Origin of the sequence: Corynebacterium sp. UMB9976 (genome assembly GCF_030212265.1) — a bacterium.
GTDB lineage: Bacteria > Actinomycetota > Actinomycetes > Mycobacteriales > Mycobacteriaceae > Corynebacterium.
In genome coordinates, this window is sequence record NZ_JASODY010000007.1 from 82,600 (window position 1) to 95,768 (window position 13,169).

Sequence of the window (13,169 nt, forward strand, 5' to 3'; positions counted from 1 at the left end):
ATTGAACACCCTCGGCGGAAGCCGGATTTCACAAGCAGGAGAAAACTCATGAGTGATGATCAGAAGACTCAAGCTGGGGCGTCCTACGCCGCCGCTGGTGTGGATATCGAGGCCGGCGACCGCGCTGTCGAGCTGCTGGCCCCGCTGGCGAAGCGCGCGACCCGCCCGGAGGTCCGTGGCGGGCTCGGTGGCTTCGCCGGGCTGTTCGCGCTGGGCGAGTACGACAAGCCGCTGCTGGCCGCATCCTCCGATGGTGTGGGCACCAAGCTGGCCGTCGCCCAGGCGATGGACAAGCACGACACTATCGGCCGCGACCTGGTGGCCATGTGCGTCGACGACCTCGTCGTCTGTGGCGCCGAGCCGCTGTTTATGCAGGATTACATTGCGATCGGCAAGGTAATCCCGGAGAAGGTCGCCGAGATCGTCAAGGGCATCGCGGATGGCTGCGAGGAGGCAGGCTGCGCACTGCTGGGCGGCGAGACCGCCGAGCACCCGGGTGTCATGGGCGAGAATGACTACGACGTCTCCGCCACCTCCGTCGGTGTGGTTGAGGAGGCCAAGCTGCTGGGACCAGACAAGGTCCGCCCGGGCGACGTGGTTATCGCGATGGAGTCCTCTGGCCTGCACTCCAACGGCTACTCCCTGGCCCGCAAGGTTCTCCTGCAGGACGCCGGCCTGCCGCTCGACCAGGAGGTGCCGGAGTTTGGGCGCACCCTGGGTGAGGAGATGCTCGAGCCGACCCGCATCTACGCGAAGGACTGCCTGGACCTGGCCGCAGAGTGCGACGTCCACACCTTCGCCCACATCACCGGTGGCGGCCTGGCTGCCAACGTGGCCCGCGTGATCCCGGAGGGCCTGGTCGCCGAGCTGCACCGCTCCACCTGGGTGCCGGGCCCGATCTTCGCCAAGATCCAGGAGCTGGGCGGGGTGGCCCAGGAGGAGATGGAGAAGACCTTCAACATGGGCGTTGGCATGGTCGCCATCGTGTCCGAGGAGGACGCCGACCGCGCGCTCGCGATGCTGGCGGCCCGCCACATGAAGGCCTGGCGCCTGGGCGTGGTCCGCTCCGGCGAGGGTGGTGCGACCCTGCAGGGCGAGCACCCGGCGGAGGGCTAAGCCTCTCTCGGGGGAAGCCCGTGGCGCCGGACGTTGCTGGCAGCCACGGGCCAACACGTAAAGCGGCGTCGCTGCCACCTGGGGGTGGGGCGAGGCCGCGGGGTAAAAAATACGGCCCGAGCGCGACCAGGTTTGTGAGGTCGTGGGCTCGGGCCGTATGGCGCGGGGGACTAGTAGCGGTGGTCGCTCCAGTCGTCCCACTCGTCATCGCGCTCGGAGTACTCGTCCTGCTGCGGAGCTCCAGAGAGCTCTCGCTGCAGACGCTCCAGATCCATTTCCGGAGCCTGGTACTTCAGTCGGCGAGCTACCTTGGCTTGCTTAGCCTTTGCGCGGCCGCGACCCATGGCTGACCCCCTTGAGAGATCGTATGGCGACTCGAGGGAACGGTCGCCTTCTTATTGTTTAAGCATTTCCTGGTCTACACCATAGCGAATTTTTTTCGCGAATTCCGAACCCGGGGCCGCCCCGCCCCGCGCCGCGCCGTGGGAAACCGTGGCCACGATGCGAGATGGATCGCAAAAGCGCAGGTCAGGTAGGGTGGCGCGGCGGTATCCGCGAAGATTAGCCGTTGCGCAGATTTTTGATCGCTGCGCGTCCCGGCTTTTCCGCGTCGTCCACCTTCGCGTCCGCAGGGTCGATCGCGGCGTCCACCTCCCCGGCCTGCAGGGCTGGCACTGCCGCCGGGTCCGTCGCCAGCTTTTCCACCACATTGCGTCGCACCAGCGCGAGGGCAACCGGTCCCAGAGTTGCGTCGTGCACGCTACTGCCCACCCGGCCGATGCGGCGGCCACCCGCAGTAAGATCCACGCCAACCTCCGGGAGCGCATTCCGGGAGCCATCGAGGTGGAGCAGCACCAGGGTGCGCGGCGGCTTGCCCAGGTTCTGGACTCGAGAGACGGTCTCCTGCCCGCGGTAGCAGCCCTTATTCAGGTGCACCGCATGCGCCGTCGGACCCTCGCTCTCCTGTGCCAGCTGGGTCGCCCCGTGATTATTTTCGCCCAGGTACCAGGGGACCTCGTGGGGGATGGTCTTTTCGTCCGTGTCCTCGCCGACTACCGGTTGGCGCGCGGCGATGCGCCAGGCGGTGTAGGCCATCAGGCCAGTTGGAGCGTAGCCGAGCTCCGCGGTGGCGTGATCCCAGCTTCCGATCTGTGCATCAGCCGGCAGCCACACGTCTGTCACCGCAACCTCGCCCAGTTTTCGGGTGCGCCAGGAGTGCGCATCCGGAAACGCTCCATCCGGGGTAGCTCCGCGGCCCGCGCGGTCAGCCTCCGCCGACTCTTGCACACCGGCCTTCTTCAGGACGGCCACCTGCACCAGGTCAAGACGCTCGACCTCAACCTCCGCCCAGAAGATCATGCGGCTGAGGTAGGTCTCCAGTCCCTCGGCCTGGTCAGCGGCGACGTCCAGCAGGATGCCATCGTCCAAGGCAGCGACCCCGAATTGGTATTCCACGTGGCCCTGCACATCTAGGATGAGACCAAAGGTGGCCTGACCAGGCTGGATCGCGTTGATCTTCTGGCTGATCAGATCGTTGAGCCAGGTCTTGGCCTCCTCACCGTGGACCCACAGGGCGACACGGTCGAAGCGGTCGATGAGGCCGGTCGCGCCATCTTCGACGGCGTTCTGCTCACCAAGGGGGTTCCCGTAGTGCCAGGCGACGGGGTAGGTCTTGTCCTCATTGGTCGCGCTGGCTCCAGGGACGTGGCTCAACAGGGGAGAGCTGGGGGTGGTCATGAAGGGAAAACAACCTTTCTGCGCTCGTTAGTTACCCCGATGCTAGTAGGGAATCGCCACGGTCATCGACCAGGGCATATTCTTGGAGTGAGTCCCGGCTTGAGCCCAGCGCGCCCGCGCATGCTGCCTTCGGAACGAAGGGGCTAGCCGGTTGCTGAGGTGGCTTGACGACAAAGGAGTAGCTATGGCGATTGTCATTGATGTTCTCGGTGCCCCGGAACCCCGGGTTTGGGACGCTGAACAGCCGTTCCTCTATGCCGACGACCTCGCGGCAATCCGCGGAGATGGCGTCTTCGAAACCCTGATCCTGCGCGAGGACGTGGTGCGCAACATGGACCGCCACGCCTCCCGTTTCCAATCGAGCGCGGCGATGCTGGAGCTGCCGGAGCCGGACATTCAGCGCTGGACCGCGGCCACCGAGCTGGCGGTCAGCGAGTTCGCTCGCGTCTACCCGGAGCAGCACGAAGCGGCGCTGCGCTGGGTCTACTCGCGTGGTCGCGAATCGGGCGGTGAACCCACCGGGTGGATCACGGTGACCCCGGTGGGCGAGGCACAGCTCAAAGCCCGCCGCGAGGGCGTCAGCGTCATGACCGCCGAACGCGGCTTCAGCCTCGATATTTCGGATCGCTCGCCGTGGGCGCTGATCGGCGCGAAGACTCTCTCTTATGCGGCGAACATGGCAGCACTACGCGCAGCGAAGAAGGCAGGCTTCGACGACGTCATCTTCTTCAGCGAAGAAGGCACTGTTCTGGAAGGTCCGACGAGCAGCGTGATCATCGCCCGCGAGTCCGAGGGCGGCGGTAAACCACAGCTGCTGACCCCCTGCCCCCACACGGGGATCCTCCCGGGCACGTCGCAGGCTGCGGTGTTCCGGCTCGCCGCGGAGCGCGGCTGGCCGGTGGCTGAAGAGCAGCTCACCGATGAGGATCTGCGCACCGCAGCCGGGGTGTGGCTGGTGTCCTCGGTGCGGATCCAGGCGCGCGTCACAGCCATCGACGGCCAGCCAATGCCGCGGCCGGCCTTCGCGGATGAGCTCGAGGCCCTGATCGCGGAGGCCGTCACCGCGCAGGCCTAGCTAGGCACGGCGCTAGCCAGGCGCAGAGCTAGCCGCGCACCCGCTTGAGCTGCGCGGACATCCACGGCACCATCTCGCCGTCGATGAGGCGCTCGTCGACCCAGCCCAGGTCGTTGTTCGGCATGAGGCCGTAGAGACGCTTGCCGGGGCCCAGGGCGCTCGGGCCGGTTTCGGTAGCCAGGGTGGAAGCGCTCTCCAGCTGCCAGGCGCGCTCGGTGAGCGGCTTGCCGTACATCAGCTCGATCATGCCGTCGGAGTGGGCGATGAGCAGCTCGATGTTGTCATCGTTGTCGATGCGCCAGAAGCCGGCCTCGCGGCGCAGCAGCTCGCCGACCTCGGCCTCGCCCGCAGCCTCAGCGCTAGCCTCGTCACCTTCCGCCTCAGCGCCCTCTGCGGCAGGCGGGTTGATCTTCCAAGTGCGGGACTCGAAGCCCAGGCGGTTCTCGCCATCGTGGAAGATGCTCAGCTGCTGGCCGAAGGTGAACTCCTCCTCGCCCGGCTGCGCAGCCTGGCCTCGGCCACGCCACACGCCGACCAGCGGCAGGAGTGCGAGCAGGCCGTCATGCAGGTTCGGGCCGAAGCGCAGGTTGGCGGTGTCCTCCGGGATCGGGAGGTCGCCGAAGACTGGCAGGTTCTTATCCGCCGTGCTCTTCGACTGCTCGGCGGCGAGGTTCACGGCCTCGTTGCCGTCCAGCTTCGGGCCGGAGTTGGTGCTTTCTGCCGGGGTGTTGGCACCCTGGTCAGGAGACTGATTATTAGCCTTATCGGAACTCATGGCCTCCACTCTATAGGGACGGCCGTTGCTCTTCCGTGAGGGGACGGGTCGGAGGGGTGAGATCCTCGATGCTGACGGTGGTGTAGTAGTCCTCCGCCTCGATGAACACCGAGCCCCCTCCCACGTAGACGCGCATCGGGATCCCGGGGAAAGGGATGGAGTCCTTCTCGATCTTGAGCCGGAAGCCGTCCATCAGCGCCGCGGTGGTCGCCTCGTCCAGCTGATCAGCGGGGACGATCTCCGCGCCTTCCTTCCTGTCCACCGGTCCCTCGATGACGGTGACGGGGCGCAGGTAGACGTCGCCGCGCTTGATGCGGACCTTCATCTCGACGATCGCGGGGGCACGGAAGCCCTTCGGGGTGCCGCGGAAGATCGCTTCGGTTTCCCACCCGCCGCGCGGGGAGATGTCTGCCTTATTCGAGACGTCCAGGTCGGGGATGCCCATCAGCTTTCCCAGGGGGACGACGCCCAGCTGGAGGCGGTGGAAGACCTTGCGCGCAGGAGCGTCGTGAATATCGCCGGTGAAGATCTGGGAGCCGGTGACGTCGACGTACTGGGCTGAGGAGTGGACGGTGACGTCGCCGAATCCGGCGATGGGGACGTCCTTGGCGGTGACCGTCACGGCCTCCAGTTCCTTGGTGAGCGCCTGGGTGACGTAGGGGAAGCCCGCGAGCATGACATCCGGCGGCTTGGGCAGCTGTGAGCCCTCGTAGAGCTGCTGGGAGATCTTCGCCTCCGTGCGGGCGGCGATGAGGGAGTCCGTGAGCGTGAGTGCGAGGGATGCGACCAGAAGACCGGCGAGAACCTTCCACAGGCGGCGCCGGGGGCGCGGTGCTGGGGAGGAATCAGCCGAAATCTGCGGGTTTGCCATGAAGAACATTATGGCGCATCGACGGGCGCGGGCCATACCCGATCCGCGGCGGTGGGGTATCGATGGCGAAATCCCATGTCTGGGTGCTTGCGTAGGGTGGATAGAACACCAAGCGAGATGAACCAGAATTTTTCCGGGAGCGAGTTTTATGACCTGCACTTTCCACGCCTACGAGCAACTTCACGCTCAACCGGAGGTGGTTGCCGCAGTACACACCCTGCTCCGGGAGGTCGAACAGGCCGACGGGGTGGCTGCGCTGAGTGAAGCCTTCCTCAAGGGCATCGATGGGGACCACGGGCACCAGCACATCGTGGCCCTGACCGACGAGCGTGCGGTGGGAGTCCTGGCGCTGGACGGCGCCGTGACCGCCAGTGTGAGCGGGGAGAACCCGACCGCCGAGCTGGCCGTGGTACCCGATGTGCGTCGCCAGGGTGTCGCCCGTGGGCTCCTCGCGGCGGCGAATGAGCACTTGGGACTGACTGGTCCCCTGGACGCGTGGGCGCACGGGGATTTGGCACCGGCTCGCGCGATGGCCGAGGCAGCGAATGCCCGCCGCACTCGTGAGCTGCACAAGATGGCGGTCGACGCCTCCCCAGGAAGCGCCCGCGGCGAGCAGTTCCGCGCCGGGGCAGAAGATGCCACCTCGAAGGTCGAATCCCAGGGGCTGACGGTGCTGACCTACCCCGAGGCCGTCGAGCGCTTCGGAGAGGAGCTCGTGGACGAGGAATGGGTCCGCGTGAACAACGAGGCCTTCGCCTGGCACCCGGAGCAGGGTGGCTGGGATATTGATCAGCTGCGCAGCGCCCGCGATACTGCGTGGTTCGATCCCAACGGCGTGCTGATGGTCTGGACCTGCGGGGTGGATGAGGACGCCGCCGGGCCGCGGTGTGCTGGCTTCCACTGGACGAAAATCCCCACCGAGGAGCAGGAGAAACCCGAAGGCGAGCGCGCTGGGGAGGTTTATGTGGTCTGCCTCGCCGACGAAGCCCGGGGCAAGGGACTGGGGCCCGCGATCACGATGCTCGGCATCGGCGAGCTGATGAACCGAGGCGTGGGAACCGTCGAACTCTACGTCGAGGGCGATAACGGTCCGGCGGTAGCGACCTACGAGGGACTGGGCTTCGGGATCGTCCACACCGATGTGGTTTATCGTGGAGAATTAGATTAATTCCCAGCCCCGCAGAACTATTGCGGAGTCTTAGTGAAAGGCTGCCTCGAAGATGTTGAAGAACAAGCCATTGATCGCCGCACCGGGGTCGCGACGCACCACGGCCGCGTTGGCCACTCTGCTGGCCGGTGGGCTCGCCTTGACCGCCTGCTCCGGTAGTGACGCCCCGCCGGCGCAATCCGGTGACTCCACCACCGCCGCGGTAGAAAATCCGTACCCCATGGCGGACGTCTCGGGAACGGTCCGCGGCGCGGGGGCGACGTCCCAAAAGATGTTCATCGAGGACACGGTGGGCCCAGCGCTGCACCCTGATGGGATTGAGCTGGAATACCAGGCCACGGGCTCGGCCAAGGGGAAGGCCGCGTTTGTTGGCAAACAGGCGGATTTTGCGAGCACCGACGTGCCACTGAGCGAACGCGCGACGAAGGATGCCCAGAAGCGCTGCGAGGGCAACACCGCCTGGCACATCCCGATGGTGCTGAGCCCCGTGGCAGTGGCCTACCGGCTGGATGGCGTGGACCAGGAGATCAACCTGCCCGCCCGCGTCGTGGCGAGCATCTTCGCAGGCAACGTCACGTCCTGGGACGACCCCCGGATCGCGAAGGCTAACGAGGGAGTGAAGCTGCCGAAGACCCCGATCAAGGTGGTGTACCGCGGCGACCAGTCCGGCACCTCCGAGATCTTCCAGCGCTTCCTCGCAGCGGCAACCGATGGGGCGTGGAAGCCGCAGGGGACGTCCTTCCCAACTGGTGTGGGCCTCGGCGCGAACGGTTCGGCCGGGGTGGCTGACCACGCTGCCTCGGAAAACGGTTCCATCACCTACACGGCCACGCCGTTCACCAAGCCCGCCCCGCAGCTGAAGGCTGCGAAGGTCGACTTCGGCTTTGGCCCGGTGGCGCCGTCCTCCACGTCCGTCACCGAGTCGCTTAAGAGCGTGAAGTACCAGGGCAAGGGCAAGAACATGATCGTGGACGCCGACTCCCTGTTCGCCGATGCTGCGGAGGGCACCTACCCGCTGGCGCTGACCACCTACGAGGTCGTCTGCTCTAAGGGCTATGGGGAGGAGACCCGCGACAAGGTGAAAAACGTGCTGTACACGATGCTGGCCAACCAGCAGGGCGACTACGCGGATAAGGGCTACGTCCCGCTGACCGGTGAGATGAAGACCAAGGTGGAAGAGGCAGTCGGCGCGATCGGGGCCTAGGGATTCGGCTCGCGGGTTCCGTGGGTGAGTTGGGCCGTTCTAAGGCATAATTGAGGTTATGACGCAGCCCACCCAGGACAAGCCACAAAACCCCATTCACCTCGTGATCATGGGGGTCAGTGGTTCCGGTAAAACCACTCTGGCCCGGATCATCGGGGAGCGCACGGGTCGGCCCGTGCTGGAGGCAGATGATCTCCACCCGGCGGAGAACCTCGCCATTCTGGATCGCGGTGAGGTCCCCAGCAAGGCGAAGTACGTCAACTGGCTGGAGAGCGTGCGCGACTGGATGAGTGAGCACGGCCGCGCCGGGGAATCCACCGTGGTTGCTTGTCCGGCGCTGACCCGGGCTCACCGCGAGGTGCTCAACGAGGCGGAGGGCATCACGTTCTTCGTGCACCTCTACGGCACCTTCGATGTGCTCTCGGAGCGCATGAGCCACCGCATCGGCCGCGATATGCCGCAGGAGCTTCTGGTGGCGCAGCTGGAGCTGTTGGAGCGCCTGCACTCCGACGAGCTGGGGATCCAGCTGGACGTGACCCGCAAGCCGGAAGACCTCGTGGACGATGCCCTGGCGTCCGCGAAGTTCGCGGAGACTGCTTACGGCAGCGAGTCCTAGAACGCCCAGAACGAAGCGGGGCCCTCGTATCGACGAGGGCCCCGCTTTATGCTGCTTTGGTGGCTGATGGGCTAGCCGCCGCTGTTCTCGATATCGGCACCCACCGGCACGGTCTCGTCCTCAGGGTCGTTGAGCCAGCCATCCGGCAGCTGCACCTTCGCGGGGGAACCCTGCCGACCGCGCGCGCCGTCGGCGTCGTTGGCGAGAGCATCCGAGTCCCAGATGGGATCGAGTACCTCGCGCAGCTCGGCCAGGGAGCTGACCTTCGAGAGGCTGCGGCGTAGGTCGCCGCCGGCGGGGAAGCCACGCATGTACCAGGTCATGTGCTTGCGCAGGTCGCGGCAGGCGCGATCCTCGCCGTCGTGCTCGGCGAGGAGCTCAGCGTGCCGCATGATGATGCGCGCCACCTCGCCCAGGGGTGGCTCAGCTGGCACCGGCAGGCCGCGCAGCTCGGCGGAGAGCTCGGCGAAGAGCCACGGCCGCCCCAGGCAGCCACGGCCCACGACCACGCCGTCGCAGCCGGTCTGCTCCATCATTGCGCGGGCGTCGGTGGCCTTGAAAATATCGCCGTTGCCGAGCACCGGCACGCGGCCGTCCATGTGCTCCACGAGGCGGGCGATCTCGCTCCAGTCGGCGTCGCCGGCATAACGCTGTGCGGCGGTGCGTCCGTGGAGGGCGACGGCGGCGGCACCCTCGTCGGCGGCGATGCGTCCGGCATCAAGGTGGGTGCGGTGTTCGTCGTCAATCCCGATGCGCATCTTCACGGTGACGGGAATGTCCGTCCCCTCTGTGGCCTTGACGGCGGCGGCGACGATGTTGCCGAAGAGGCGCCGCTTGTAGGGCAGGGCCGCGCCACCGCCGCGCCGGGTGACCTTGGGCATGGGGCAGCCGAAGTTCATATCGATGTGGTCAGCCATGTTCTCGTCGACGATCATCTTGGCTGCCTCGTAGGTGTACTTCGGATCGGTGGTGTACAGCTGCAGGCTGCGGGGGTCCTCGTCCGGCGCGAAGGTGGTCATGTGGAGCGTCTTGGGGTTGCGTTCCACGAGCGCGCGGGCGGTCACCATCTCGCAGACGTAGAGGCCCGCGACGGAGCCCATTCGCTCCCGTTCCTGCTCGCGGCAGAGGGTGCGGAAGGCCACGTTCGTCACGCCCGCCATCGGGGCGAGGACGACGGGGCTGTCGAGGTTCAGCGTGCCGATGCTGAGGCCCTGCTGCTTGGTTTCGATGCTGCTAGTCACGGTGACCATGTTCCCAGGCGGGGCGGGCTGCAGCAAAGTGCTTTCGGACGGTGATGCAGCGACAGGGACGGTCCGCCGGTGTCGGGGGAACCGAAAAAGGGGGTAGTTAGTCGCCCAAAAGTGTGTGGATCACACTTCAGAATCGATTTATGTAGCATGTGTTTTACAGGCCAAGAGCTTTCACCTGTGGAATAAAAATCGCGGTTTGTTCAACGATGTTGGGCAATTCTGTGGGTCCCGGATCGGCTACGCAATAGTCCTTCTGGTGCAGGTCAGCGCGCTCTGGCTCAGTTACGCTCCGAGGAGGAATAATGTCTGATCGCATCGCCAATGCCTACCTGAAGTCGAAGGTGATGACTGCCGAGGAGGCAGCACAGTTCGTCAACAACGGCGACCGGGTGGGGATGTCTGGCTTCACTGGCGCCGGCTACCCGAAGGGTCTCCCGACGGCTATCGCAAAGCGAGCTGAGGAGGCCCACGAACGCGGCGACGAGTTCCGCATCGATATGTTCACGGGCGCCTCCACCGGCCCAGACTGCGATGGCGTGCTGGCCGAAGCTCATGCCATCAACTACCGCACTCCGTTCATCACGGATCCGATCGTGCGCAAGCAGATTAACGAGGGTGAGATCAAGTACCAGGATATTCACCTCTCCCACCTGGGCATGTTCGTGGAGCAGGGCTTCTTCGGGAAGTTCGATGTTGCCATCATTGAGGCTGTGCGCATCACCGAGGAGGGCCACATTGTGCCGTCCTCCGCGGTCGGTAACAACATCGAGTACATGGAAGCCGCCGACAAGATCATCATCGAGGTCAATGAGTGGCAATCCGAGGATCTCGAGGGCATGCACGACATCTGGATGCCTGGCCACCTGCCACACCGCACCCCGATCCCGATCAACAACCCCGGTGACCGCATCGGTACCACCTATATCCCGGTGGACAAGGAGAAGGTCGTCGCAGTCGTAGAGACTAACGCCACGGACCGTAACGCGCCGTTCAAGCCGGCCGACGAGGTGTCCGAGAAGATCGCCGGCCACTTCCTCGACCTGCTCGAGGGTGAGGTCAAGGCAGGTCGTCTCACCTACGACGGCTACATCATGCAGTCCGGCGTGGGTAACGTCCCGAACGCAGTGATGGCGGGCCTGCTGGACTCTAAGTTCGAGAACATCCAGGCCTACACCGAGGTCATTCAGGACGGCATGCTCGACCTGATCGACGCGGGCAAGATGACTGTTGCTTCCGCAACCTCCTTCGCGCTCTCCCCGGAGTACGCGGACAAGATGAACGACGGTGCAAAGAAGTACCGTGAGCACATCATCCTGCGTCCGCAGCAGATTTCCAACAGCCCGGAGGTTATCCGCCGCGTGGGTCTGGTCGCTTCGAACGGCATGATTGAGGCGGACATCTACGGCAACGTGAACTCCACGAACGTCTCCGGCTCCCGCATCATGAACGGCATCGGCGGTTCCGGTGACTTCACCCGTAACGCCTTCCTGTCGACCTTCATCTCCGGCACGATCGCCAAGGACGGCGCGATCTCCACGATCGTTCCTTTCGCGTCCCACATCGACCACACCGAGCACGATTCGATGGTCATCATCACCGAGCGTGGCTACGCCGACCTGCGTGGCCTGGCTCCGCGTGAGCGTGCGAAGAAGATGATCGAGATCGCTCACCCGGATTACCAGCCGCTGCTGGAGGAGTACTTCGAGCGCGCGAAGTCCAAGGGCGCTGGCCTACAGACTCCGCACGACCTGCGTACCGCCTTTGATTTCCACATCAACCTGGCGGAGAAGGGCAGCATGAAGGGCTAATCTGTAGCCATCTCGCGCACCTAACCCGTCCCGGTTTCCGCCGGGGCGGGTTATTTGTTTTTCGCGCCTCGGCATGGGGTAAGCTGTGTTCCGCAAGCGTGGCTTGTGTGCGTGCGATTGTGCGCGTGGGCCTTTAGCTCAGTTGGTAGAGCTCCGGACTTTTAATCCGTAGGTCGTGGGTTCGAGCCCCACAGGGCCCACAATCTGAATTTCCCCGGTCTTCATAAGGCCGGGGATTTCTTATCTGTGCCTCCGGTACTCGACATCTTTGTCAGGCTAATGGCCAGTTAAGGACCGATGACTTAGGCAGTTCTAATACCCCGCCGCGGCACATTCTGACGGATCGATGTAGCCCTGTTCGCAGCCGTGCTGAAATTGAAGCTCCCCGCTACTCGGGTTGGGGTTGCCGTTTTCATCATGCCCATATCCGCACTTGTAGGCCGGGCAGGTGCCGCCGTCTGCGAAGGGAACTTTCGATGGATCCCAGCCGGCTGCTGCTTCTGCATCGCGGTAAGCCTGTGCGCCGGGTTGGTTGGCGCAGTAGTCCGTGAATTGGGTGCTTCCGTCGGACATGCGTGAGGGGCCTGGAGTTCCGGGGAGACATTCGACGACGTAGAGCTCGGTTACTGGTGCTTGAGTCGGTTTTGAGGTGGCTGCGGGCTCGGTGCTGGGGCTGGTTGTTGTCGTCGGGCTGCTGGTGGCCTTAGTGCTGGTTGTCTTGCTTGTCGACGTGGTGCTGTTGGGTGTTGGGTCCTCTTCAGCGGTGGCGCATCCCGTGAGGGCGAGGGCAGTTAATGCTGTGATTGCCGCGAGTTTTCTCATGTGGTTTCTTTCTTTAGGTGTTCAATCCGCGATGTCGGGTCCGGTCGATGTCGAGAGCATAGCGTGAGGGGCAGACAGTGAAAGCTCTTTTCGAACACACTAGCCAGTGCAACTGGGGTTTTACTGTTCCCGAACTAGTCATGGGTTTCTACCGCGCGAAGCACCGGCATCTGTGGCCGGATGTGGCTGAGTGGTTGGAGGCGCACATCTAGGAATTGCGTCGCAGCGCGCGGCGCAGTATCTTGTTGAGACGAACCCGGTGGTCATAAAGCCCTTCGTCACACGGCAATTTGGTTGTTGTGTAGGGGGCGGGTTAGACTGAGCGAGCTGTTTGAGACGCTTAAATGCGTTTTGAACGTGCTCCCATCGTCTAGTGGCCTAGGACTCCGCCCTTTCACGGCGGCAACACGGGTTCGAATCCCGTTGGGAGTACGGCCCTGTGGCGCAGTTGGTTAGCGCGCCGCCCTGTCACGGCGGAGGTCGCGAGTTCAAGTCTCGTCAGGGTCGCAAGATCAACCCCAAGCTCCGAAGAGCTTGGGGTTTTTGCTTTCCTATGTGTCTTCCGGGTTAAGGGTCAAAAAGTGTGTCTGGCCCGGCGTGTCGTGGGGGTTAGATTTGGCCTTTTTGGATGCCGATTGAGTGGGTGTAGCCGGTGTCGATAGCGTTGTCGTAGAGGGCTGGTCGTCCTGTTTCGTGGTCGGCTTGGTTCTCGTTTCGGGTCAGGGTG

The 13,169-nt window shown here is 64.5% G+C and carries 12 protein-coding genes and 3 tRNA genes; 10 read left to right on the forward strand and 5 right to left on the reverse strand.

The annotated features are described in order from the left end of the window. Positions 1-48 precede the first annotated feature (48 nt). Positions 49-1,116, forward strand: a complete 1,068-nt coding sequence (gene purM, locus QP140_RS05210; RefSeq protein WP_284758557.1) for a phosphoribosylformylglycinamidine cyclo-ligase — start codon at positions 49-51, stop codon at positions 1,114-1,116. Positions 1,117-1,286: 170 nt separating this feature from the next. On the opposite strand, the gene QP140_RS05215 is transcribed toward purM, so the two are convergent. Next, complete coding sequence (locus tag QP140_RS05215; RefSeq protein ID WP_012360850.1) at positions 1,287-1,460, reverse strand: DUF3073 domain-containing protein; 174 nt, start codon at positions 1,458-1,460, stop codon at positions 1,287-1,289. Between the two features lie 217 nt (positions 1,461-1,677). Further along, complete coding sequence (gene ygfZ, locus QP140_RS05220; protein WP_284758558.1) at positions 1,678-2,853, reverse strand: CAF17-like 4Fe-4S cluster assembly/insertion protein YgfZ; 1,176 nt, start codon at positions 2,851-2,853, stop codon at positions 1,678-1,680. A 184-nt stretch (positions 2,854-3,037) separates the two neighbouring features. On the opposite strand from ygfZ, the gene QP140_RS05225 reads away from it, so the two are divergent. Further along, positions 3,038-3,928 (forward strand): aminodeoxychorismate lyase, encoded by an 891-nt coding sequence (locus QP140_RS05225; RefSeq protein WP_284758559.1) that lies wholly within the window; start codon positions 3,038-3,040, stop codon positions 3,926-3,928. Positions 3,929-3,956: 28 nt separating this feature from the next. Here QP140_RS05225 and QP140_RS05230 read toward each other — a convergent pair whose 3' ends face one another. Together QP140_RS05230 and QP140_RS05235 are read right to left on the reverse strand one after the other, a co-directional pair. Beyond that, complete coding sequence (locus tag QP140_RS05230) at positions 3,957-4,703, reverse strand: FABP family protein (RefSeq protein ID WP_284758560.1); 747 nt, start codon at positions 4,701-4,703, stop codon at positions 3,957-3,959. A 10-nt stretch (positions 4,704-4,713) separates the two neighbouring features. Continuing rightward, positions 4,714-5,574, reverse strand: a complete 861-nt coding sequence (locus QP140_RS05235; protein WP_284758561.1) for an LmeA family phospholipid-binding protein — start codon at positions 5,572-5,574, stop codon at positions 4,714-4,716. 148 nt (positions 5,575-5,722) lie between these two features. On the opposite strand from QP140_RS05235, the gene mshD reads away from it, so the two are divergent. The 3 genes from mshD to QP140_RS05250 are packed head-to-tail and all read left to right on the forward strand — an operon-like array spanning position 5,723 to position 8,562. After that, positions 5,723-6,742: a mycothiol synthase gene (gene mshD, locus QP140_RS05240; RefSeq protein ID WP_284758562.1), complete on the forward strand. Its 1,020-nt coding sequence runs from the start codon at positions 5,723-5,725 to the stop codon at positions 6,740-6,742. 52 nt (positions 6,743-6,794) lie between these two features. Beyond that, a complete protein-coding gene (gene pstS / locus QP140_RS05245) occupies positions 6,795-7,946 on the forward strand; it encodes a phosphate ABC transporter substrate-binding protein PstS (RefSeq protein ID WP_148812831.1) in 1,152 nt (383 codons plus the stop codon). A gap of 58 nt (positions 7,947-8,004) precedes the next feature. After that, positions 8,005-8,562 carry a gluconokinase gene (locus QP140_RS05250; protein ID WP_012360843.1) on the forward strand — a complete coding sequence of 186 codons (558 nt, stop codon included), beginning with the start codon at positions 8,005-8,007 and terminating at the stop codon, positions 8,560-8,562. 71 nt (positions 8,563-8,633) lie between these two features. Here the strand turns inward: QP140_RS05250 and dusB are convergent, their stop codons facing one another. Continuing rightward, on the reverse strand, positions 8,634-9,812 hold the full coding sequence (gene dusB, locus QP140_RS05255) for a tRNA dihydrouridine synthase DusB (RefSeq protein ID WP_284758563.1): 1,179 nt from the start codon (positions 9,810-9,812) through the stop codon (positions 8,634-8,636). A gap of 302 nt (positions 9,813-10,114) precedes the next feature. Between dusB and QP140_RS05260 the strand changes: the two genes are divergently transcribed. From QP140_RS05260 to QP140_RS05280, 5 genes are all read left to right on the forward strand, one after another. Further along, positions 10,115-11,620 carry an acetyl-CoA hydrolase/transferase family protein gene (locus QP140_RS05260; RefSeq protein ID WP_284758564.1) on the forward strand — a complete coding sequence of 502 codons (1,506 nt, stop codon included), beginning with the start codon at positions 10,115-10,117 and terminating at the stop codon, positions 11,618-11,620. Positions 11,621-11,747: 127 nt separating this feature from the next. Continuing rightward, positions 11,748-11,820: transfer RNA gene (locus tag QP140_RS05265), tRNA-Lys, on the forward strand. 449 nt (positions 11,821-12,269) lie between these two features. Next, entirely contained in the window at positions 12,270-12,509 is a 240-nt protein-coding gene (locus QP140_RS05270) for a hypothetical protein (RefSeq protein ID WP_284758565.1), read from the forward strand. 292 nt (positions 12,510-12,801) lie between these two features. Continuing rightward, a tRNA-Glu gene (locus QP140_RS05275) sits at positions 12,802-12,874 on the forward strand. A gap of 1 nt (position 12,875) precedes the next feature. Beyond that, a tRNA-Asp gene (locus QP140_RS05280) sits at positions 12,876-12,949 on the forward strand. The last annotated feature ends 220 nt before the right edge of the window (positions 12,950-13,169 follow it).

Coding starts and splice junctions, on each gene's coding strand:
- purM (WP_284758557.1), top strand. CDS start 49: ATGAGTGATGATCAGAAGACTCAAGCTGGGGCGTCCTACGCCGCCGCT.
- QP140_RS05215 (WP_012360850.1), bottom strand. CDS start 1,460: ATGGGTCGCGGCCGCGCAAAGGCTAAGCAAGCCAAGGTAGCTCGCCGA.
- ygfZ (WP_284758558.1), bottom strand. CDS start 2,853: ATGACCACCCCCAGCTCTCCCCTGTTGAGCCACGTCCCTGGAGCCAGC.
- QP140_RS05225 (WP_284758559.1), top strand. CDS start 3,038: ATGGCGATTGTCATTGATGTTCTCGGTGCCCCGGAACCCCGGGTTTGG.
- QP140_RS05230 (WP_284758560.1), bottom strand. CDS start 4,703: ATGAGTTCCGATAAGGCTAATAATCAGTCTCCTGACCAGGGTGCCAAC.
- QP140_RS05235 (WP_284758561.1), bottom strand. CDS start 5,574: ATGGCAAACCCGCAGATTTCGGCTGATTCCTCCCCAGCACCGCGCCCC.
- mshD (WP_284758562.1), top strand. CDS start 5,723: ATGACCTGCACTTTCCACGCCTACGAGCAACTTCACGCTCAACCGGAG.
- pstS (WP_148812831.1), top strand. CDS start 6,795: ATGTTGAAGAACAAGCCATTGATCGCCGCACCGGGGTCGCGACGCACC.
- QP140_RS05250 (WP_012360843.1), top strand. CDS start 8,005: ATGACGCAGCCCACCCAGGACAAGCCACAAAACCCCATTCACCTCGTG.
- dusB (WP_284758563.1), bottom strand. CDS start 9,812: ATGGTCACCGTGACTAGCAGCATCGAAACCAAGCAGCAGGGCCTCAGC.
- QP140_RS05260 (WP_284758564.1), top strand. CDS start 10,115: ATGTCTGATCGCATCGCCAATGCCTACCTGAAGTCGAAGGTGATGACT.